At 67.4% G+C, this 20,003-nt stretch carries 15 protein-coding genes and 6 pseudogenes; 13 read left to right on the plus strand and 8 right to left on the minus strand.

What is annotated here, in order from left to right; all coding sequences use genetic code 11:
• The first annotated feature begins 4 nt into the window (after positions 1-4).
• The 9 genes and pseudogenes from OG870_RS47855 to OG870_RS47895 form a co-directional block, all read left to right on the plus strand.
• Complete coding sequence (locus OG870_RS47855; RefSeq protein WP_266593383.1) at positions 5-709, plus strand: peptidase E; 705 nt, start codon at positions 5-7, stop codon at positions 707-709.
• 21 nt (positions 710-730) lie between these two features.
• Positions 731-2,572, plus strand: coding sequence for a ThiF family adenylyltransferase (locus tag OG870_RS47860; RefSeq protein ID WP_266593385.1), 1,842 nt, complete (start codon positions 731-733; stop codon positions 2,570-2,572).
• 184 nt (positions 2,573-2,756) lie between these two features.
• Positions 2,757-3,569 (plus strand): class I SAM-dependent methyltransferase, encoded by an 813-nt coding sequence (locus OG870_RS47865; protein ID WP_266593387.1) that lies wholly within the window; start codon positions 2,757-2,759, stop codon positions 3,567-3,569.
• Positions 3,551-4,750 carry a hypothetical protein gene (locus OG870_RS47870; RefSeq protein ID WP_266593389.1) on the plus strand — a complete coding sequence of 400 codons (1,200 nt, stop codon included), beginning with the start codon at positions 3,551-3,553 and terminating at the stop codon, positions 4,748-4,750. The genes OG870_RS47865 and OG870_RS47870 overlap by 19 nt, the downstream gene beginning before the upstream one ends.
• A 32-nt stretch (positions 4,751-4,782) precedes the next feature.
• The gene (locus tag OG870_RS47875; RefSeq protein WP_266593391.1) at positions 4,783-5,544 is read left to right on the plus strand and encodes a methyltransferase domain-containing protein; all 762 of its coding nucleotides are present in this window, start codon (positions 4,783-4,785) and stop codon (positions 5,542-5,544) included.
• A 293-nt stretch (positions 5,545-5,837) separates the two neighbouring features.
• A pseudogene (locus tag OG870_RS47880) lies at positions 5,838-5,981 on the plus strand (hypothetical protein); the annotation flags it as partial.
• A gap of 238 nt (positions 5,982-6,219) precedes the next feature.
• Positions 6,220-6,849 (plus strand): ISAs1 family transposase, encoded by a 630-nt coding sequence (locus OG870_RS47885; protein ID WP_443063477.1) that lies wholly within the window; start codon positions 6,220-6,222, stop codon positions 6,847-6,849.
• A 42-nt stretch (positions 6,850-6,891) separates the two neighbouring features.
• Positions 6,892-7,097 (plus strand): annotated as a pseudogene (locus OG870_RS47890) (hypothetical protein); the annotation flags it as partial.
• Positions 7,040-7,624: pseudogene (locus tag OG870_RS47895) on the plus strand (transposase); the annotation flags it as partial. The pseudogenes OG870_RS47890 and OG870_RS47895, both read left to right, overlap by 58 nt.
• Before the next feature lie 12 nt (positions 7,625-7,636).
• Here OG870_RS47895 and OG870_RS47900 read toward each other — a convergent pair.
• The gene (locus tag OG870_RS47900; protein ID WP_266593395.1) at positions 7,637-8,188 is read right to left on the minus strand and encodes a hypothetical protein; all 552 of its coding nucleotides are present in this window, start codon (positions 8,186-8,188) and stop codon (positions 7,637-7,639) included.
• Positions 8,189-8,400: 212 nt separating this feature from the next.
• On the opposite strand from OG870_RS47900, the pseudogene OG870_RS48425 reads away from it, so the two are divergent.
• Positions 8,401-8,676: pseudogene (locus OG870_RS48425) on the plus strand (dienelactone hydrolase family protein); the annotation flags it as partial.
• Positions 8,677-8,701: 25 nt separating this feature from the next.
• Positions 8,702-9,064: a dienelactone hydrolase family protein gene (locus OG870_RS47905; protein ID WP_266593397.1), complete on the plus strand. Its 363-nt coding sequence runs from the start codon at positions 8,702-8,704 to the stop codon at positions 9,062-9,064.
• A gap of 582 nt (positions 9,065-9,646) precedes the next feature.
• Here OG870_RS47905 and lepB read toward each other — a convergent pair.
• The 3 genes from lepB to OG870_RS47920 form a co-directional block, all read right to left on the minus strand.
• The gene (lepB, locus tag OG870_RS47910) at positions 9,647-10,399 is read right to left on the minus strand and encodes a signal peptidase I (RefSeq protein WP_405626641.1); all 753 of its coding nucleotides are present in this window, start codon (positions 10,397-10,399) and stop codon (positions 9,647-9,649) included.
• Between the two features lie 488 nt (positions 10,400-10,887).
• A complete protein-coding gene (locus OG870_RS47915) occupies positions 10,888-11,298 on the minus strand; it encodes an HAD family hydrolase (protein WP_266593399.1) in 411 nt (136 codons plus the stop codon).
• 557 nt (positions 11,299-11,855) lie between these two features.
• Positions 11,856-12,839, minus strand: coding sequence for a glycoside hydrolase family 16 protein (locus tag OG870_RS47920; RefSeq protein ID WP_405622974.1), 984 nt, complete (start codon positions 12,837-12,839; stop codon positions 11,856-11,858).
• 1,093 nt (positions 12,840-13,932) lie between these two features.
• Between OG870_RS47920 and OG870_RS47925 the strand changes: the two are divergent.
• Positions 13,933-14,182 (plus strand): annotated as a pseudogene (locus OG870_RS47925) (helix-turn-helix domain-containing protein); the annotation flags it as partial.
• Positions 14,183-14,511: 329 nt separating this feature from the next.
• A complete protein-coding gene (locus OG870_RS47930) occupies positions 14,512-15,099 on the plus strand; it encodes a TetR/AcrR family transcriptional regulator (protein ID WP_266593464.1) in 588 nt (195 codons plus the stop codon).
• Positions 15,100-15,749: 650 nt separating this feature from the next.
• On the opposite strand, the gene OG870_RS47935 is transcribed toward OG870_RS47930, so the two are convergent.
• From OG870_RS47935 to OG870_RS47950, 4 genes and pseudogenes are all read right to left on the minus strand, one after another.
• Positions 15,750-16,211, minus strand: a complete 462-nt coding sequence (locus OG870_RS47935; protein WP_266593401.1) for an SRPBCC family protein — start codon at positions 16,209-16,211, stop codon at positions 15,750-15,752.
• Positions 16,204-16,524, minus strand: coding sequence for an ArsR/SmtB family transcription factor (locus OG870_RS47940; RefSeq protein ID WP_266593403.1), 321 nt, complete (start codon positions 16,522-16,524; stop codon positions 16,204-16,206). The genes OG870_RS47935 and OG870_RS47940 overlap by 8 nt, the downstream gene beginning before the upstream one ends.
• A 92-nt stretch (positions 16,525-16,616) precedes the next feature.
• Positions 16,617-16,871 (minus strand): annotated as a pseudogene (locus OG870_RS47945) (sporulation protein); the annotation flags it as partial.
• Positions 16,872-17,057: 186 nt separating this feature from the next.
• A complete protein-coding gene (locus OG870_RS47950) occupies positions 17,058-19,481 on the minus strand; it encodes a DEAD/DEAH box helicase (RefSeq protein ID WP_266593405.1) in 2,424 nt (807 codons plus the stop codon).
• Positions 19,482-20,003: the final 522 nt, after the last annotated feature.

Genomic DNA, 20,003 nt, shown 5'->3' on the forward strand with positions numbered 1-20,003 from the left:
CACCATGTCCCGTCCGCGAAGGATTGTGCTGCTAGGCGGTGGGTTCTCCGACGACCCCGACCCCCTGCTCGACGATTTCGTCCTCGACGTCGTGAGTAAGGAACGGCCGAAGGTCTGCTTCATCCCTACCGCAAGTGGAGACTCGACGGGCTACATCGACCGATTCCACGCCGCCTTCGGCCGGCGGGACTGCGAGCCGACCCACCTTACGCTGTTTCGCCGCGCTCACCTGGACCTCCGCAGCTGCCTCCTGGGGCAGGACGTGGTGTACGTGGGCGGTGGCAACACGGCGAATCTGCTTGCGGTGTGGCGACTGCACGGCCTGTACGAAATCCTTCACGGGGCCTACCAGGCAGGGGTGCTGCTGTGCGGCATCAGCGCCGGTGCCGCCTGTTGGATGGATGCCTGCCTCACCGACTCTTTCGGTCCGGTGGCCCCCCTGCGGGATGGCCTCGGGCTGCTGCCCGGCAGCCTGTGCCCGCACTACGACAGCGAGGCCGAACGCCTCCCCGCCTACCTGGACGCGGTCGCCTCCGGCACACTCCCGGCGGGATGGGCCCTCGACGACGCAGCGGCAGCCCTGTTCACCGATGGCCTCCCCACCGAGGTAGTGGCCAGGAAGGCCGGAGCAACGCTCCACCGAGTCACCTGCGGCACCGACGGCAAGGTGACCGAGACAGCGCTTCCGTCCCGCCTCCTGACGTTCTAAGACCCGAAAGTTGGACCTGCCATGAACACGCTGCAGATCAAGCCCTATCTGGAAGTGCGCAAGCTCGGAACGACACTCCGGATCGGCCACCTGCCACCCAACGGTACCGAGATCCTGGACGCCCCCGACTTCCTCACCGATCTGGTCGCCCTGCTTTCCGCCCCAACCGACCGCGGCGCGGCGGTCGCGCACCTAGTTGACGCAGGGTTCAGCCCTGAGGGGGCCGAGGACATGCTCGCTCAGCTCGCGGACGCCCGTGTGATCGGTGCCCCGATACCGGACAGCACGCGGTACGCCCGTCACCTGCTGTATTTCGACATGATGGGCCTGGACCCGGCCGACGCCCAGCAGGTCCTGTCGAATGCGACCGTCGCTGTGGTCGGAACCGGCGGCATCGGCAGCAACGTGGCCACCCTGCTTGCCACCGCCGGGGTTGGGCAACTGATACTCACGGACGGCGACCACGTTGAACTGAGCAACCTGACCCGCCAGTTCCTCTACGACGAGAACAGCGTGGGCCGACCCAAGGTCGAGGTGGCGGCAGAGCGGTTGAACCGACTCAACTCCACGGTCGAGATCACTACGGTCCGCGCCCCGGCCGGCCCCGAGCTGTTCGACGAGCACCTGGCGCAATGCGACCTCGCCGTGCTCTCCGCCGACAGCCCCGACGAACTGCATGAGTGGATCGATGACGCCGCGCGCAGGCATTCCTTCGGCTACCTGGCCGCGGGGTACCTGGAGTCCTTCGGCGCTGTTGGACCGTTGGTGCTCCCCGGAACCACGGCCTGTTACGAGTGCTTTCGGGACATCGGCGAACTCGAGCAGTACCTCGAACCCGGTGAGAAGCCCGGTCCCAACCTCAACCTAGGGCTGCAGGCAGGCAGCTACGGCCCGCTCAACCTCATAGTGGCAGCCATGGCAGCCAACGAGGTACTGCGCTGCCTCCTCGGCGGTGACTGCCGTTCCGCCGGAACCAGGCTCATGCTCGACTCCCGTTCCTACAGGCTGCACAGCGAACACTTCCCGCGACGCTCCGACTGCACCTCCTGCGGACCTGTCATTCCCGACCCACGCTGGTCGACGGCAGTCCAGAGCGTGGCGCTAGAGGATCTGTACGAGTCCGACCGCGCAGACGCGTCGCTCAACTCGGTGGTCCTGGATCCGTTGATGGAACAACTCACCGCTGTGAAGCCTGGCGCCAAGGCCCTCGACTATGGATGCGGCACCGGTGAGCAGGTACGGATGCTCGCGAGCCTAGGCGCCCAAGTCGTGGGCTTCGACCGGTCAACCCGGATGCTCGACATGCTGCGGCAGAACATCCCCGACGAGCTCGTCAGCCGGGTGAGCACCGTAGCAGGCGATCGGCTGCCCCCCTACGAGGCCGAGTTCGATCTGGTCGTGTGTAACAACGTCCTCGACCATGTTGCTGACCTCGCACCTGTACTGGCCGACCTGCGCCGCGCCGTCCGTCAGGACGGGACAGTCGTCGTCACCGTGCCCCACCCGATAAAGGACGGCGCCAGCTGGAACCGCAGGAACGACCGCGGCCAGTGGCAGTACGAGGATCTTCGGCTGGAGCACTACTTCACGGAAGGCCCGGTCACCAAGCACCGCGAAGGATCGCAAGGCGACATCGTCATGGACGCCATAACCACCCACCATCGGACTGTCCAGACCTACTTCGCCGCATTCCGCCAAGCCGGCTTCCAGATCACCGAGCTCTACGAACCGCAGCCTCAGGACGAAGTCGCTTCTTCGCATCCCGAGATCTGGGCGAAGGCATCCAGAATCCCGTACTTCCTGGCCTTCGTTCTTCGCCCCGAGAGCACCGGTGCCCAGAGTTCGCCCCGGGCGAACTTCTGATCGGCATCGGTTCCCAGGCCCAACGAATCCACGGAAGGGAGGTGGCACCCACCATGAGCATCGTTCTGAAGATCCGCCGGATCATCCGCATCAAGGGCAACCAGCGCAGCTGGATGAACTAGTCACTGGCTGCGGGGTGCCGGGCCCCGAGCCCGGCACCCCGCAGCGACAAAGGAGATCAAGAGTGTTTGTTCGCACCCCGGGGCGGTTGGACCTCCGCCAGCCCGGTGTCAGTGCCGTATTCGACAAGAGTTACCCCGACTTCGTCGCCTTCCTCGGCCAGCACAACACCCCGCCTGGCGCGTTCCGGACGGTCGACGAGTGGGTCTCCATGGCATCGATCGACAGCAACTCCCACCTGCTGGACCTGGCTTGTTCAACAGGCTGGTCGGGCCGCACCACTCATGGGCTCACCGGGGCATCCGTTCACGGCATCGACATTTCCGAAGACTCCGTCAGGCAGGCGCGTGGGTACGCCAACCACAACCCTGCCTTCTCGTACCAGGTCGCCGACGCCGCGGACCTGCCGCTGGCTGACAACTCGTTCACACACGTCCTGGGGGGCTGCAATTTCGGCTTCATAGAACAGCGCGAGCGGGCCCTCGACGAGGTGCACCGCGTCCTTCGCCCCGGCGGGCTGCTGTGCGTCTCCGCCTTCTACTACCGGAAGCGCCCGCCCGCTCACCTGCTGGACCAGGTGGCCGACGCCATCGGGTTCCGCACCGACGCCGGGCGTGACCGCAGCTTCTGGGTTGACTTTTTCTCCCAGAAGTTCGAACTGGTGGACGAGGTGCTGCGCGACACCCCGTCGTTGGGCCCGCGTCGTGTCACCCGGACGGTCCGGAAGTCCGTCTACGGTCGGGTGCCGGCCCTGGCGGGCGTCTCGCGGCCGGTGCGCGACGCCTGCTTCCACCGCCTGCGGGAGACTCGGCTAGTGCTGGACGAGCACCGCTCTTTCCAGGGGCTCATGGTCGGTGTTTGGCGGGCCAAGCGTTGATCTCCGAGCGCCTGAGGTCCGGCGTGCACGCGGCCGTCGAGCTTTCCACGCCGTTTTACCTGTTCGACCTGGAAGCGATCAAGCAGACCGCGTTCGCGATGGCCAAGGCCTGGCGCCAGGAGTTCCCCCGCTTCACGATGGCGTATTCGTACAAGACAAACGCTCTGCCCGGCGTCACCACGCTCTTGAGGGAGTGCGGTGCCGCAGCCGAAGTCGTATCGGGAGCCGAGTTGGCGGCGGCTCTGGCCGACGGCTTCGCTCCGTCCCAGGTGTACTTCGATGGGCCGGTGAAGCTCCCCTCCGAGCTTGACCAGGCTGTGGCCTTGGGTGTCCTCATCCAAGCCGACAGCATTGCGGAGGTGCAGGCGCTCGCCGACCGGGCGGTCGGGGGCGCATGCCCGCGGGTGTCGTTGCGGCTTGCGGTGCCCCGGGGACGACGGCGCTGGTCCCGGTTCGGGCTGCTGCCCAGCGAGGTCGAACAGGCGCGTCGCATCCTGACCGCCGCAGACATTCCTGTGCGTGGCATCCATTTCAACACCGGACTCCACCCGCTGGAGGCAGAGCCCTATCGCGCTGTTCTCCGTCACTGGCGAGAGCAACTCAGCGATCTGCTCGCTCAGTCCGCCGAACCACTGACCGTGGACATCGGCGGTGGGTTCCCCGCCGCTAGTTGTGCCCCCGGAGTGCCGCTGCCCCCGTGGTCGGTGTACGCCAAGGAGGTTGCCGCCGAGTGCCGTGCGCTCGGGCTCCCCCTTGAGGCCTTGCACTTGGTGATCGAGCCCGGCCGCAGTCTGGTCGAGGACCACGCGGTGCTGGTGGCCTCGGTCGCCGTCCGCAAACCGCGTCACCGCCGGGATGTGGTCGTGCTGGACGCAGGCACGAACCTGGTCCGCTCAATCAACGGATGGCACCACCCGGTGGAGTTCCTCCAGCCAGGCAATCAAGGCAGCCTCCGCTATGACCTCTACGGCGCCATGTGCTACGAGTCGGACCTCTTCGCTGCGCGGATCGTCGGCCCTGCTGGTCTCCGCCCCGGGGACCGCGTCATCATCGGCGCCGCCGGCGGCTATGACATCCCCAGCGCCAACGTCTGGGTTCGCCCTCGCCCGGCAGTGTATGCGCTCCCGGAGTTCGGCACCGAATTCGCGCGTCTGCGTGAGCCGGGAACAGATATCCGCTGATCATCTCGCTCATCACATTGAAGGAGTCTGCCGTGGCGTTTCCCGCCCCCCACCGTCAGGACGTCTGGCCCACGGCCGGCGAGGTCGACCGCGTTGTCCCACAGGGCCGCTGGACCTTCGACCCGGAGGTCACGCGTGTTTTTGACAACATGCTGGCCCGCAGTATCCCGCAGTACGAGGTCATGCGGAACACTGTCTTCGCCTGCGGCTCGGAATTCGTCCGACGGGGATCCACGATCGTCGACTGCGGAGCTTCCCGAGGAGAAGCGATCGCCCCTTTCGTCGCAGCGCTCCAAGGCGATGGGCGGTTCGTCTGCCTTGAGGCGTCAGAGCCGATGGCCAAGGCCCTGCGGCAGCGGTTCGCGGTCGGCTGTGTGGAGGGCTCCGTCGAGGTGCACCAGCGGGACATGCGCGACTTCTACCCTGACGTGCAGGCCGACTTGACCTTGGCTGTGCTCACTCTCCAGTTCATCCCTATCGAGCACAGGCAACGCATCATGCGGCAGATCTACGACCATACGGCACCCGGTGGGGCCCTTGTTCTGGTGGAGAAGGTGCTGGGTTCCGACTCCGATATGAACAATCTGATGGTCAAGCTCTACCATCAGCTTAAAATGCAGAACGGTTATAGTCCTGAAGATATCGATCGCAAGGCTCTGTCCCTTGAAGGCGTTTTGGTGCCTGTGACCGCCAAATGGAATGTCGAGCTCCTGCGACAGGCGGGGTTCCACCGCATCGATTGTTTCTGGAGATGGATGAACTTCGGCGGCTGGATCGCCGTCAAGTCCGCCTGAATCACTGCTCGATGGCGCCACAGGCTGCGCCACGGCCCCGGCGTTCTCCCCTGGATGTCCGGTTCGCGATGATCTCGTGTTGATGCGCCCCGAACGCAGACGGACACGGCCCTTGTCGATCATGAAGGTGTCTACGCCTCAAGATCCGCAAGGAAGCCAGCCGTCAGTCTGCCAGCGTCTGCCTGATCAAGTCGCCCTCGCGTCAGCACCGCGCGCTCCCGCATCTGCCGCAGCGACTGGCCACGCTGGCCGATCCGCGCCACCGGCGCGGGAGGCGTTACTCGTTCGTGAGCGTGCTGCTGATCGCCTGCTCCGCCGTACTGGCCGGGGCCCGCTCGTTCACGTCGATCGGCCAGTGGGCCAAGTCGGCCCCGCAGGCGGCCCTCGCCCGGCTCGGCGCCCGCGTGGCCACGGTGTTCAGCGTCCGCGTAGCGCCGAGCGCAGCGACCGTGCGCCGCGTCCTGAATGCGGTCTGCCCGGGCGGGCTCGCCGACCTGCTCGGCACCGATCCGGCCGGGGCCGGCACCCTCGCGGTGGACGGCAAGAGTGCCCGGGGCTCGCGCACCGTCACCGGCCCGGCCGCGCACCTGCTGGCCGCGATGACCGGCGCCGGGCAGACAGTCGCCCAGCTGCGGGTGCCGGACAAGACCGACGAGATCACCTGCCGCTGCCCTGCTGGAGCCGTTCGACCTGGCGGGCGTGACGGTGACCGCCGACGCGCTGCACACTCAGCGCGCCCACGCCCGGTTCCTGGTGGAGGAGAAGCAGGCGCACTATCTGCTGGTGGTCAAGGCCAACCAGCCCGGGTTGTTGCGGCAGTTGAGGGCACTGCCGTGGAAGCATGCCACCGCCCGGCGCTACGACCGCGAGACGGGGCACGGCCGCAAGGAGACGAGGGCGACCAGGGCCTTGACGGTCACCGAGCTCGGCCTGGACTTTCCCCACGCGGTCCAGGCCGTGAAAATCCTGCGCCACCGCACCGACATCAGGACCTGCAAGGTCACCCGGCAGACCGTCTACGCGCTCACCGACCTGACAGCCCGCCAGGCATCCCCCCAGCGGCTCGGACAGCTGGCCCGTTCCCAGTGGGTGATCGAGAACAGGCTCCACTTCGTCCGCGACACCACCTTCGCCGAAGACGCCTCGAAGATCCGCACCGGGTACGGGCCGCAGAACATGGCCACGCTCCGCAGCTTTGCGATCAACGTCCTGCGAGCGGCAGGCCACGCCAACATCGCCGCCGGGATCCGCGAGATGTCCTACGAGCCCTTCCGTCGTCCACTCGATCTCCTCGGATTGACCTGACCAGCAAGGATTCAAGTTCGTCAGACTTTGCAACGGCCCTGGGATGTCACCTTCAACGAGGACAAGTCCCAGGTCAGGGCCCACAACACCCCCGCTGTCCTGGCCGCCTCCGCGACCTGATCCGAGGCGCCCTCAAACTGGCCGGGCACGTCAACATCGCCGCCGCACGACGCACCCACACCGACCGGCAACTGCGGCGGACTTGGGCGCCTGGCTCTGCTTCGAGGACGAAGCCGGCCAGGGCCTGAGGCCGCCCAAGGGCCGCACCTGGGGCCGACGGGGCCACACCCCGGTGGTGCACGTCACCGCCGCAGGCACCAAACGCGTCTCGATGGCGGCGCTGATCTGCGCCAAAGACGGTCATCGGCCTCGGCTGATCTACCGCATCCACTTCGAGCGTGGTCCCGCCAAGGGCCGCCGCAAGGGCTTCACCGAGACCGACTACGCCCGCCTGCTGGATGCCGCGCACCAGCAGCTCGACGGCCCCATCGTCTTGGTGTGGGATAACTTGAACACGCACGTCAGCCGCGCCATGCACGAGCTGATCGACGCTCGATTATGGCTGACCGTTTACCAGCTGCCCCCGTACCCTCCCGAACTCAACCCGGTCGAGGGCGTGTGGTCACACCTGAAGAGGTCGCTGGCCAACCTCACCAAACACAGCCTCGACCAGCTCACCGCGTTGGTGAAGACGCGGCTGAAGCGGATGCAGTACCGCCCCCGCCTCATCGAGGGACTCATCGCCAAAACCGCGCTCGACCTCCAACCTCCGTAACGGAAAGGTCTCCTAGAAGTAGGAGACCACCAGGTCGCGGTCCACCGTGATGGTGTCACGATCCAGTGCGGGCAGCCCCAGGTGGTCACAGATCAGCTGGGTCAGCTGCTCCTCGTAGGTCTCGTTCTCGTGGTCCAGTCCGGCCGCCGTGATGAGGGAGGCCAGCTTGTTGGGCCAGTAGTCTCCGACGTAGTCGGGGCCTTCGTAGTCGATGCAGGACGATATCTGGCCGTCCTTGTAGTGGTACGCCTTGGGCCGGTGGGCCTGGGCAATGGACGGGTTGGGAACGAACACCATCAGCTCAGCGCCCTGGGGGCACAGTTCGCGGTAGTCGATCTCGTCGAAGTCGCCACGGGACGGGTTGAACATGTGGTGAACGATCACGCCCCAGTCACCGGGTGCCGTGCCGTTGCCGTAGGCGAACGGCGGCCGGTCGTGCGCGGACAAGCCATCGGCCATGGTGGCCAGGCCGGTCCCCTTGAAGTAGACCAGGACACTTTCGTCGTCCACGCACCACTCTTCTTCCAGCCACGCTATGACGCCGCAGTTGATCCAACTTGTCATGCCCAGCAACATAACCGGCGCCACTGACATACCAGCGCACAGAGCCGCCACTCGACGCCAAGACCAACCGCCTCACCCGCGCCGTCGAGGCGCTCAGGCACATCCAACCGCCGTAACCCGCACCGTTAAAGATCTCTAGGAGAGCCCAATGCCGCTGACCGGCCGCACCTTGGCCTACCAGGACGCAGAGATTTACCTGACGGGAGTGCTGTATCCGCGATGAGGCATGGGAGAAGCCGCGACCTGGCATCCTGCTCATCCACGGCGGCGCGGGTCTGGACGACCACGCACGCGACCAGGCGCAACGCTGGGCGACACTCGGCTACGTTGTGCTGGCCTGCGATATGTACGGCGACGGCGTGGCCGGTGACCGCCAGCGGATCATGAACTGTGTGACAGCCCTGCGCGACAACCCCGCCACGTTGGCCGGGCGCGCCAGGGCTGGGCTGGACGCGCTCAGGGACTGCCCGGACACCGACGGACGCTTCGCCGCAGTCGGTCTGCTTCGGAGGAATGGCCGCTTTGACGCTGGCCCGGTCCGGGGAGGAGATCGCAGGCGCCGTCAGCATCCACGGCAGCCTCGCGACACCGGCTCCGGCACAGCCGCACATCGTCCGCGCCAAGATCCTTGCCTGCCACGGCGCTTCAGATCCCCACGTGCCACAAGCGGACGTTGCGGCGTTCATTCAGGAGATGGAGGAGGCGCACGCGGACTGGCAGCTCATCATGTACGGCGGCGCCCTGCACGGCTTCACCCACCGGCACGCCCAGCCCGGCGCAACGCCCGGCGTGGCCCACGACGAACGCGCCGACCACCGCTCGTTCGCGACCGCGAGCCAGTTCCTTGCCGAAGCGTTCGCCGAGCAAACAGCATGAACTGCCTCGGTGATCGGTTCCGGCGGTCCGTCGACGACCCTGCGGTGTCGCCCATGGCCTGTCTTCGGGGGACCAGCACGACCGTGGGCTTTGACACGTCAGCGGGCCGCAGACTGGTGCTGGTTGAAGCGGTGGCTGGGGGGAGCGGAAACAGGCCAGCGATCCCGTGTGGACCGCGGCACCCCAGCGCTGGGGCGGGTTGTCTGCAGCCGCTCCGTCCCAGATGGGACGGAGCCGAGGTGTTGCCCGAGCCGAGTAGGGGACGGTTGTGCAGACTGTCTCCACCAGTGGCACGGCCCCGGCCTGCGAGACCACTCGGCGACTGTCGCCGGGCCTTGACCTGGTCAGGCCTCGGCGGTCTCGTACATGGGCCAGCCTAAATGGGCGCTCCCCGTCCGGCGGATGATGCCGGGTGTGCAGCACTCCAGCGGGACACATCCAGGACGGAAGGTCGCAGGTGCGGAGCCGGCGTCGCAGAGCCTCCGCTGTGACGTGCATCAAACTGGTGGGGCGCCCGTCCGGTTGGAGAAGTCGGCGCAAGCGCGGGGAGTGGGCAAGCCCCGCAGTTTGGCTCTGTGGGTTTCATTTCCAGTGTTCTTCGATCGCGGGCAGGGCGGCCCAGCGTGGGATTGGCCAGACCACCGCGAAGGCGCGGCCGATCACGTGGTCCACGGGGACGAAGCCGCCCTCGGGTTCGTGGACGTGGGCGCGGGAGTCCCAGGAGTCGTTGCGGTGGTCGCCCATGACCCACAGGTGGTCCGGGGGCACCTTGACGGTGCCTGCCGGAAGGTCGTCGCACGGGGTCGCGCCCCGGAAGATGTATGGCTCCTTCAGCGGGATGCCGTTCACCTTCACTGGGCTTCCGCGACGGCACTCCACGGTGTCCCCGCCGACCGCGATCACCCGCTTGATGAGGTCTTTTTCATTCGCAGAAGGCATCAGGCCAACGAAGCTGAGCGTGCTGTTCAGGAAGCGCAGGGCAGGGTTGCGCGTCTGGTGTGTCGGCTCGGTCAACCAGCCCCCGGGGTCTCGGAAGACGACGACCTCACCGCGTTTCGGGGTGGCTCCGAACCAGGGGGTGAGCTTGTCCACCAGGACCCGGTCGCCCGGCTGCAGAGTGTTCTGCATCGAGGACGAGGGGATGGAGAACGCCTGCACGAAGAAGGTCTTGATCCCCAGCGCAAGGATCAACACCATGCCGCACAGCACCAGCACCTCCTGCCACCGGCGTCGACTGCGCCGTGCGCCCGAAGACCCGGCCGGGGACGGTGGACTGTCCACCACCGCGCCGTCCTGCGGTTGCGCATCGGCCGCCTGGGACGGGGAAGCCCGCACTGTCCGTGGTCCCGCAGGGCGGGAGCGCGCAGATGGAACAGTGGGTTCGGACGGGGTGATCGCTCTCCGTGAGCTCATTGGCGCCTCCTGTGTGCGCTGGTGGTGGGACTCCGGCGTCTTGACGCCCGCTTCTGATTGCATGCATGCCGAACGGCGGCACGGAGGCACCGGTGATGGGTCACGGGTGGGTGCGGTGCAGATGCAGTGTTGATCAGCACCACGGTGCCGGCACGCGCGTCGAGGTAGTACCGGGCGCCTGTGTCGTGCGGGCGCTGCGCTGATCGTCGATGCGTCAGTTCAGTAGCGCCGGGTGAAGGCGGGCTCGGTCAGCGCCTGCCGTGACCAGCGGACGTTCACTGGGTGGAGACTGTGGCAACCGGTGCAAGGCTCAACGGCCCGCAGGTTCCCGCCAGGGTGAGCAGGTGGGCGGCTGCCTCGAACGGGTCGATCTGCCAGCCTCGCACGATCGCCCCGGCGGGGCATGCGTCTCATCGGATGCCGACCGGGATGTCGGAAGGCGGCCCGGATGTATACCGGGCGCCGGTCAGTATTCCTTGGTACGGCAGGACGAACATCCCATCTGGATAGGGTCCTTGCCGGAACGCCCAGGCGCTGGAGCGCGACGCCGTAGAGATCGGGGAAGGGCTTGCCCCGGGGGCGTCCTCGCGGGTGACCAGGGTGGTGAAGAGCTCTTGCATGCCGAGGTGTCCGATGGTGGGCAGCACAGTGGCCCGCCCTCCTCCGGTGACCAGGGCCAGGCGCCTGACCCCCTGCTGGGCCCTCGCCAGAGCGAGAACGTCGGGCACCGGGCGGACCCGGGCGACATGCGTCAGGTAGTACGCATCCCGTTCGCTGACCACGGCCATCACATCGATGGGCCAACGGGTCTCCTCAGCCACGTGCGCCACCATCTCCACTGCCGACATCCCGGTCCGCGCCAGAAACCACTCCCGCGACAGATTGCTGCCATGTGCGCGCAACGCGCGTCTGAGTGCTCCGAAGTTCACCCGGTGCTGCCCGCGAGGGTGCCGTACCAATCGAAGAGCAGCACCTGGGACTCGAGCGGGGATCTCGCACAGGGCGCCCGGGTGGCTGGCCAGGGTCATGCTCGGGCGAGCGCAGCCGGGCCCCTGGGCACCCGATGGCATGTCAGGCGGCGGCATGCGCACCGTCTCCTTTCGCTGATCTGGTGAGGTGCCGGGGCGGCGAGGGAAAGCCACGGACGCGACCACAGCGCAGACAGTTACCTCCGGCCGGCCGTTCCTTCCTCGCCTCCCCGGAGAGCGCCCGCACGCCTGGACATCGGTTCTGCGCGGTCCGGGCCGAGGACGCTTTCGTACCGCCGCCCGGCTGCGCGAAGTCGGCGGCAGGGTCACTGCCGCCGGGCACCGACGGTCAGGCGGCCGAGACATTCTCATCGTCACGGAATCCTGGCTTCTACGTGCCCTGCCTCGGCCTACGAGTTACCCGGGCTGGGAGCGCTGGAGGCAGAGCCGCGGGAGCTGTAGACGGCGACGTAGTCCACCTTCATGGGGACGCCGGGGCGGGTGGTGGAGCTGGGTGTCGCGTGTCCGGCGACCGGGTCTGGGAAAGCGCCGCCCATGGCGACGTTGAGCAGGATGAAGTGCCCGTGGCCGGTGGCCGCGTCCCAGGTGGCCGCGTCGACCTGGTCGGAGGAGACGGTGTGGTATCGCACGCCGTCGACGTACCAGCGCAGCTGCTGGGGGCTGCTGCTGCGGTCCCATTCGAAGGTGTAGGTGTGGAAGTGGCCGGCGCAGGCGGTCGTCGGGCAGGCACGGCTGTCACCCAAGCCCTGCGTCTCGTTGCAGGGCCCGCCGGGGTCGGTGCCGCAGTGCAGTGTTCCTGACACCTTGTTCTGGCCGGCGGCGTTCTCCATCACGTCGAACTCGCCAATGCCCGGCCAGTTCTTGTAGTTGCCCCGGAAAGGGGCGCCCAGTGTCCAGAAGGCGGGCCAATATCCATCCGCGGCCGCTCCGGTGACGTTCGGCAGCTGGATGCGGGCCTGGATGCGCAGATTGCCGTGGGCCGGTGGTTCGAAGTTGCTGCGCTTGGTCTCGATGCGGGCCGAGGTCCACTTGCCCGTGGCGTTGCGGAGCGGGGTGATCTTCAGGTGGCCAGAGCCGTCCTGCTGCAGGTTGGCGGTGTCCTTTGTGTACGTCTGGACCTCGCCGGTACCAAAGTTGGCGGCGCCGCCGGGGTAGCTGGTGCCGGTATCCATGATCCAGTTCTTGCTGGAGGGGAGCGTGCCGGCTGCGCCGGAAAAGTCGTCGCTCCATACCTTGTGCCAACCGCCGGACGGCTTGGCCACCGAGGCGTCGGCGAGTCCGTACAGGCCGAAGCCGAGCAGGGCGAGGCCGGCCAGCGAGCCGATCACGGCCACAGAGCGATGGCGGGGCTTCCTGATGTGTTTCTTGGGCATGCCGAAGTGGCCTCCAAACAAGAGGGGTTGGTGAGGAAGCGGATTCGGCGGCATCCGCGAGCCACACTGTCCTCCTGAGTCCCACAAGTGGTCAACACTTGAAGCTGAGAACGCTCTCAAATTCACACTGTGACCATTCCGTGAAGGCAAAATTGCGGGGGGCTTGCCTCTAGCTCCTCCGCGGTCTGTATCGAGCGCTGGAGAAGTGTCTATTTTTAGTGGGTATTGCCCCGGTGGCCCGCTTAAGGATGTGCGAGGAGCGGTCGGGGATCCATTCGTTGGTTGATCGGTTCCCATTGATGCGCAAGGTCGTTGAGAGCGCTCTCTCCGGTCGGGTGGCGATATGAGGACCGATGCGTTGCCAGCACAGCACTGTGCAGGGAACGAGCTGAGGTGGCCTTGGTGGTGACGACGAACGCAGAGGAAAACTGCCTGTTTGTCTGATCAACCGGCGACTTGGCGTCGTACCAACGGAGTTCGGTTGTGCGGTATGGATCGTGACGCAGGTCCGTCGTGTGCCACAGTGGCGTCACGAAGGCGTATGGCCAACCCTGGGGGTGTCGCTGCCCGCTCCACCCCCAGGGCGGCCTGTCAGCAGCTTCTTCTACCTGGCCCGGTCATCCGCGAGGGTGGCGGGGCCAGTTGCTGGTCAGCTCCTGACCAGCGGAAACCTGAAGTCAGCGGCTTCGACCGGTCGGGGGTGCCTATCGCCCGAGCCAGGTCAGGAACCTCGTGCGCTCTTCACCGCAAGGACCATCGCCGGATGCGTGGGCGTTGTTTGGGGTGAAGGTGGAGCCATAGGGGCCGGAGTTGAGCGCACAAGCTTCTCGGACGGGCTGCAGGGCGTAGTAGCCGAATGCGGCCAGTGCTACGACCAGCAGGGTAGACAGCAGGTGGCGGCGGGCTGTCGGGGAGGGCATGACGTGATCCTACTGACGCTTCACAAACACTGATTGGGTGGCGTGGACAGTGATCCTTCTCCAATGTCACCGGAGAGGCCGTCAGTTGGGCTGGAGGGGTGGTGTGTGGACGTGAAGAAGCCGCTGATAGACGGGTTCACGACCGAGATCACGTGCCCATCAGGAGCTTCCGCGTGCTTGTCTACCCGTCAGGCCTCGATGTGTCCGCCTCGACTCTGCGCTACCTGTCCGCCCGCCTACGGGCCCGCGGCCAGGAAGGCGGAACATGATGGCGCCGTGGGAGCGCGGGCCGCCAGGCCCTCTCGTTCTGGTACACCTGCGCTCCGGCCGTACTTACGTCCAACTCGCCGCAGGCTTCGGCATCGGCACCACTACCGCCTACGGTACTTCGAGGAGGCCATCGACGTCCTCGCTAGGTCAGCAGGTGGTCAACTGGCCTACACCCCCGTCGACGATGCGTAACTCCGCGCCGGAGACATCCCCGGAGCGGACTCCCTGGCGGACCGGGCCACACCCCAGGCCAGCCCCTACGCCCGGCGTGAGTTCACCCTCAAGCACCTCAGGCCCCGGACTGCACACCCATCGCGTTCCCGGCTTGCCGGACGCGGGGTGAGCGGCGCCGGTAGCCTGCGGGGTGAGTAAGCAGATGGGGCGGGACGAGGCTCTGGACCCTCTACCGCCTGTTCGGCAGCCGCCAGGCGCTGCTGCGCGAGGCCGGCTGCGCAGCGGCACCTGCGCCACGGCAGCTGATCCTGGATGCGGCACTGGAGCAGGTGGGCCGGCACGGACTGGCAGAGCTGTCGATGGACGATCTGGCCACCGCCGCCGGGGTCTCCCGGGCCACGGTTTACCGGTTGTTCCCGGGGAAGGCGGCACTGTTCGACGAGTTGATCAAGGCTTACTCGCCGTGGGCGGTCGTGTCGGACGTCATCGACGCGATGCCCGAGGCGGACCCCGGCGATGTGATCCCCGCAGTGGTCCACGCCATGGCACACGCCATGGAAGGACGTGGCGGCCTGCTGCTGCACATCGTGTTCGAGTTGGTCAAGCAAGGCCCGGATGTCGGTGAGGGCGTGAGGCACGGGATGGCTCGGGGCTTTCCCGACCTCGCCCGGTACCTGAACAGCCAAATGCAGGCCGGACGGCTGCGACGGATTGAGCCGATCCTGGCCTTCCAGCTTCTGGCCGGGCCCGTCCTCGTTCATCTCCTGACACGGCCGCTGGCCATGCAGGCTGGCTTCAGCATGCCGCCGGAAGAGGTGATCGAGGAGATCTCCGGCGCCTGGCTGCGCGCCATGGCGCCGGAGGGAGACGAACCAGTGGGCAAGCAATCCAGTTGACCGGCTCAGGGCGCGAACGAACCGAAGCAGGGCAGAGGGTGAGGCGTTGAACACCCCCGCCGCCCTCCTCCGGCCCGAGTACGACCGCCTCGTCTGATCCGCGGATGATCACGCAGCGCAACCCGGGGTTACCGGACGTCCTCCGCCGGCTGGCGGCATCGCCGCGTTCCCGACCCGGAGCCCGGCCAAGCTCGCCGCACCTTGTCGCCCGGAGGGCAGTCGCGGCACATCAGCCGGGAGACTCTGCGCCGCATCCTTCTCGAGCTCAAAAGTGCCCTGTCAGATGGCCACGACGTGGAAGGCTCCACCGAGCCCGGACTACCTGGCCAAGATGCAGCGGGTCCTGGAAGTTCTACGACGCCCCGCCCACGGATGGTTGGTACCCCGCCGACCCGGCCGGCCCGCAGCCGGCGGCACCGCCCCCAGCACCACTCGCGCAGGACTGCGCTGCACTTCGGGCAGGTCGACTCGCCTGCTGCAAGGCGCCGTTCGACAGCCGCGGTGTCCGCCTTCACGGTGGCCAAGAGCGCCTCCGAGCGCACCAGAGCGGCCCTCCCGACCTCGCTGTCAATCGAGACGGGAGGGCCTGTGCACCACAGATTCCACGCCCTTGTCCGGCACCGCACCGCGGGGGCATGCCGCCTTGGCGGCTATGCGGCTGCTTCCTGGGCGAACGCGTCGAGGAGACGCGGCCAGCCGCCCGGCGATTCGAACGCGGCACGGGCCTGGTCCTGGGCTTCGCCGAAGCGGTCCAGGTCACGGTGTTCGAGCTCCACGCGGGTGCGATCCGGCCCTTCGGAGAAGAAGCGGATCTCCACCTCGGTGCTCAGCTGCGGGTCGAAGCGCCAGGTGGCGTCGATCTGCCAGGCCAGCACCAGGAGGGTGGGCGGCTTCCACGTCAGCACCCGGCCCCACTCGCACTCGCTGCCGTCGGTGTCGATCTCGTACCAGCGGCCGCCTTCCCTGCCTTCGAGGACCGCCTGCTTCAGCTCCCCCTCACCGGTCTTGTGGCTGCGGGGCCACCAGTTGTCCATGCCCTGCGTGAAGACGGTGAATGCCTTCTCGATCGGTGCCTGGACGGTCACGCTCTTGCGGACGGGGCCATCAGTCATATTCGTGCTGTCCTTCGCTCTCGGCGGCCGCGGTGAAAGCGGCCAGTGCCTGATCCCAGAACAGGTCGAGCCAGGCGCGCAGAGCACCCAGCCCGGCCGGGTTGAGCTGGTACACGCGTCGCGTACCGACCGCTTGGTCCACGACCAGCCCGGCCTCCCTGAGCACCTTCAAGTGCTGGGAGACCGCGGGACGGCTCACGGGCAGGCCCTCAGCCAGCTGCCCCACTGCCTTGGGACCGTCGACGAGACGCTCGAAGATGGCCCGCCGGGTCGGGTCGGCCAGCGCGGACAAGGCATCCTCGTAAGTCACCACTTACGTAAGTTACGACTTACGGATGGCCCGGGTCAAGCAGGACGACGAGACACAGCGACACGAGCGACCAAGCCCCGGCGGGAAGCTGCACGGCCGCCGACGCGGGCGATGCGCAGGGCCTGGGTGAAGTGGCGCTGGGCGACGTCGTGTTCGCCGACGTCGAAGGCTGTCCAGCCCACGCTGGACAGTTCAACGGTGATGAAGAACAGCTTGCGTCCGACCTGGTCAGTGGAGGAGTCCTGAAGCAGCGGGGCTGCCTCTTTCTCCAGGCAGCTGGTGACGGAGCTGGCCCTCCAGTTCCCGCCGCCGTACTTGGAGTCCCAGCGGCGGGCGTCGTCGGCGGCCTCTGACGGGGGTGGTGGAGGCGGAGGCGGGCTGGGCTTGTACTGAAGCGGCCCAGACCGCAGGGAGAGACGCTTGCGGGCGCCGGGTCAACGCAACGGGATGCTGCCCCAGAGGGAGGCAAGCTGTTCCTGCAACCGCGCGGCGGGAATTCTGTCAGGCAAGTCACCAGCACGCCATGCGCCGGTCCCTCACCCCCACTTCATCCCGACGGCACTGAGCTCCCGTACTCGCTCAGAGGCCAGGCGTTGCTTGCGGGCCCGGCAGTTAGCGATGAACACGCCCAGCGCACGGTCGTCGCCGTCCACGGTTTCCACGTGCTGGCGAGGGACGTTCAGATGTCCTTCCCGCTGGTGGTACTGGCGGGCGGCGGCGAGGTTGGCAGCCCACATCTGCGCCCGCGTCTTGCTCGGGGCAGGGCCTGGCTGAGGCTGATCGTCGTCCGGCGTCAGGTGCAGCACCTGCGTGAGCAGCCACTGCTGCGCTGGCAGCAAGCCGTCCCATACGGCAACTGTGCGCTGGGTGCCGGCCCACCGCCCGAGGTCCTCGCCCTGGACGACGAGCTCCCCGGGCCCAGCGGGCAGTTCTCCACCGCCGTTGACGTGGGTGCGGGCAAGGTGGAAGCACCGCTGCCAGGCGATGTCCCAGGCGGGGCACCAGGCAGGGTCGATCTTCTCCAGTTCCCCCCACCGCCGCGCGCTGTCGGCCTTCCCCGATGCCCGACCCCCGTCAGGCCCGTTCTGTGCCGCTCGTTCTCGTCGCGCGGCGGCACGCTGGTCTCGCAGCCAGATCCCCACGGGGTAGCCCTGCCAGGTTGCCTCGGTGGGGGCGAGGAGGTGCCCGTGTTCCCCTGCCCAGCCGCGTGCCGCGGCTAGGCCCTCGGAGAAGGCCACCTCGAGATGGGACCACACCATCCCGGCCGCATCCAGCTCCTTCACCCGCTCTTCGGCCAGGGTTCCCTGGCGGTAGGCGACGCGCTGCTTGGCGATCCACACCCCCAGCGCGAAACCATCGGGAGCGGTAGACCCGTAGGGGACCCGCAGGTGCCCGTGATCGGCAGCGTAAGCCATCGCGGCCTGCAGCCCCCGCCGCCAGTACTCGCCCTCGGGCCGCAGCACACGCGCCCTGATGAACGCCGCCAACTGCACCGGATCCCGGGCCGTGGAGAACCGCAGCAGTCCCTGCGCCGCCCCACTGACCACCCCACCTGCCGTCCCGCCCGCGGCAGCCTGCCGGCTGGGAGATTGGGAGACGGCGAGTTGCTCGACGGCCTCGGCATCATGCGCACGCAGCGCGGTCAGCACCTTCACCAGATGCGTATACGACCGCGAGGCCAGCATCTCGTCCGGTTCCTCACCCAGCTCCAGGAACACCGGCACCACCAGCGAGGCCACCTTGCCCTCTCCGGGCTGCATCCGCAGCGCCCGGCCCACCGCCTGCACCACATCGGGCGTCGAGCCCCGCGCATCCACGAACACCACCGCATCACACGCCGCGGTATCGACCCCCTCGCCGAGCACACGCGCCGACGACAGCACGCACAGCTCCATCACGGCATCCTCGACCAGCCCCGCGGAAAAGGTCTCCAGCACCTGCCGCCGGTGTACCGCCCGATGCTCCCCGCACAGCCAGTCGGCCCACACCGCATCCGGCTCCGCGAACGATCCCGCATCGGCCTCCCACAACGCCGCGGCCACCCGCCCCAGCCCGCCGGCGAAAGCCTCCGCCTCATTCGTACGGTGATGAAACGTCAGCACCCGCCGCAGCCGGTGCTCCGCAGCAGTCTTCAAAACCGCCGTCTGCAAGGCCGCCAACCGCACCCCCCGCACCTCATCCGTGAACGCCTCCGCGCCCACCAACCGCACCGCCGACAGCTGCGGATCAGCAATATCCACGCAGACCACCTGGTACTGCGCGATCAACCCCCGCTCGATCGCCTCCGACATCGTCAACCGGTACACCACCGGCCCGAAGATCTCCTCATCGTCCATCGACGCCACCAGCTGCCCCGCCCCACCGGTTGCCCCCTCCAGCCCGGGCAACTCCCACAACCGCGGAGTCGCCGTCATGTACAACCGCCGCACCGCCGGCAGCCGCCGATCGTCATGCACCACCGCCCACGGCTTCCCCAACCCCCCCGCCGTCCGGTGCGCCTCATCCACCACCATCAGATCCCAACGCCCGGCACCGGCCGCATGTGCACGCTCCAGCACACCCAGGCCCGCCGCCGCATACGTGGCGAACACCGTCACCCGGCCCTCACCCGCGAGCCACCCCGCCAACTCACCCGCATCCGTGGTGCACCGCACCCCCACAGCGGCCTTCTCGCGCTCAGAGCACACCCCGAATAACCGGCCGCCACGCCCGCCGGCACGCCATACACCCACCATCTGACCCAGCAGGTCGAGCGTGGGCACCAGAACCAACACCCGTTCGGCACGCAGCCCCTGCGCCGCATAGACTGCGATCAGGCTCTTGCCAGCCCCCGGAGGTGCAATGACCTGCGCACGCACCGCCGTGTCTGCGAGCTCTCCGCTCGCCGGAGACCCGAGCGCGCGGACCACCGCGTCAACTGCCTCGACCTGATGAGGACGGAGCCGCTGCTTCCTCGGCATGAGATCCCGCCTTTCGATCTACGGGGGCAGTGAGCCCTCAGGGTAGAGTCTCTACAGAGAAATTATGATGCAAGGCCTCAAGTTGCGAGTTGCGAGGCCATCACACGCTACAACCGAGCGTGCCGCATACATGACGGCCTCTGCACATGAACCCCGAAGACCCCCATCGCGCCACCAGCAGTATGGGACAATAGGCCCTCAAAAATTACGGGCCGTCAGGAATTCGTGATGATATGTCAAGTACCCGGGAAAGAAAGGAAGTCAGGCACCGCACACCTCACCTTTGCAGCCAGCTAGGCTCGCGTTAGCGAGCCTTTCAGCAGGGGAGCGAAGCGGACCTGTGTCGAGGCGCGAAGCGGCTCGACCGGCGGCTTGCCGCCGGAACAGGACCGCAACGCGGGCCTATTGCATGTCAGTTGGAGCGAAGCGGAAACTGACATGGCGTGGCTTGCCACGCCTGCGCCCGCGGAGCGGGCGGCACAGCCGGCGCAACGCGCCGGCTTTTTCGTTGGCCCAGCGCGC

Origin of the sequence: Streptomyces sp. NBC_00461, from assembly GCF_036013935.1 — a bacterium.
Classification (GTDB): Bacteria; Actinomycetota; Actinomycetes; order Streptomycetales; family Streptomycetaceae; genus Streptomyces.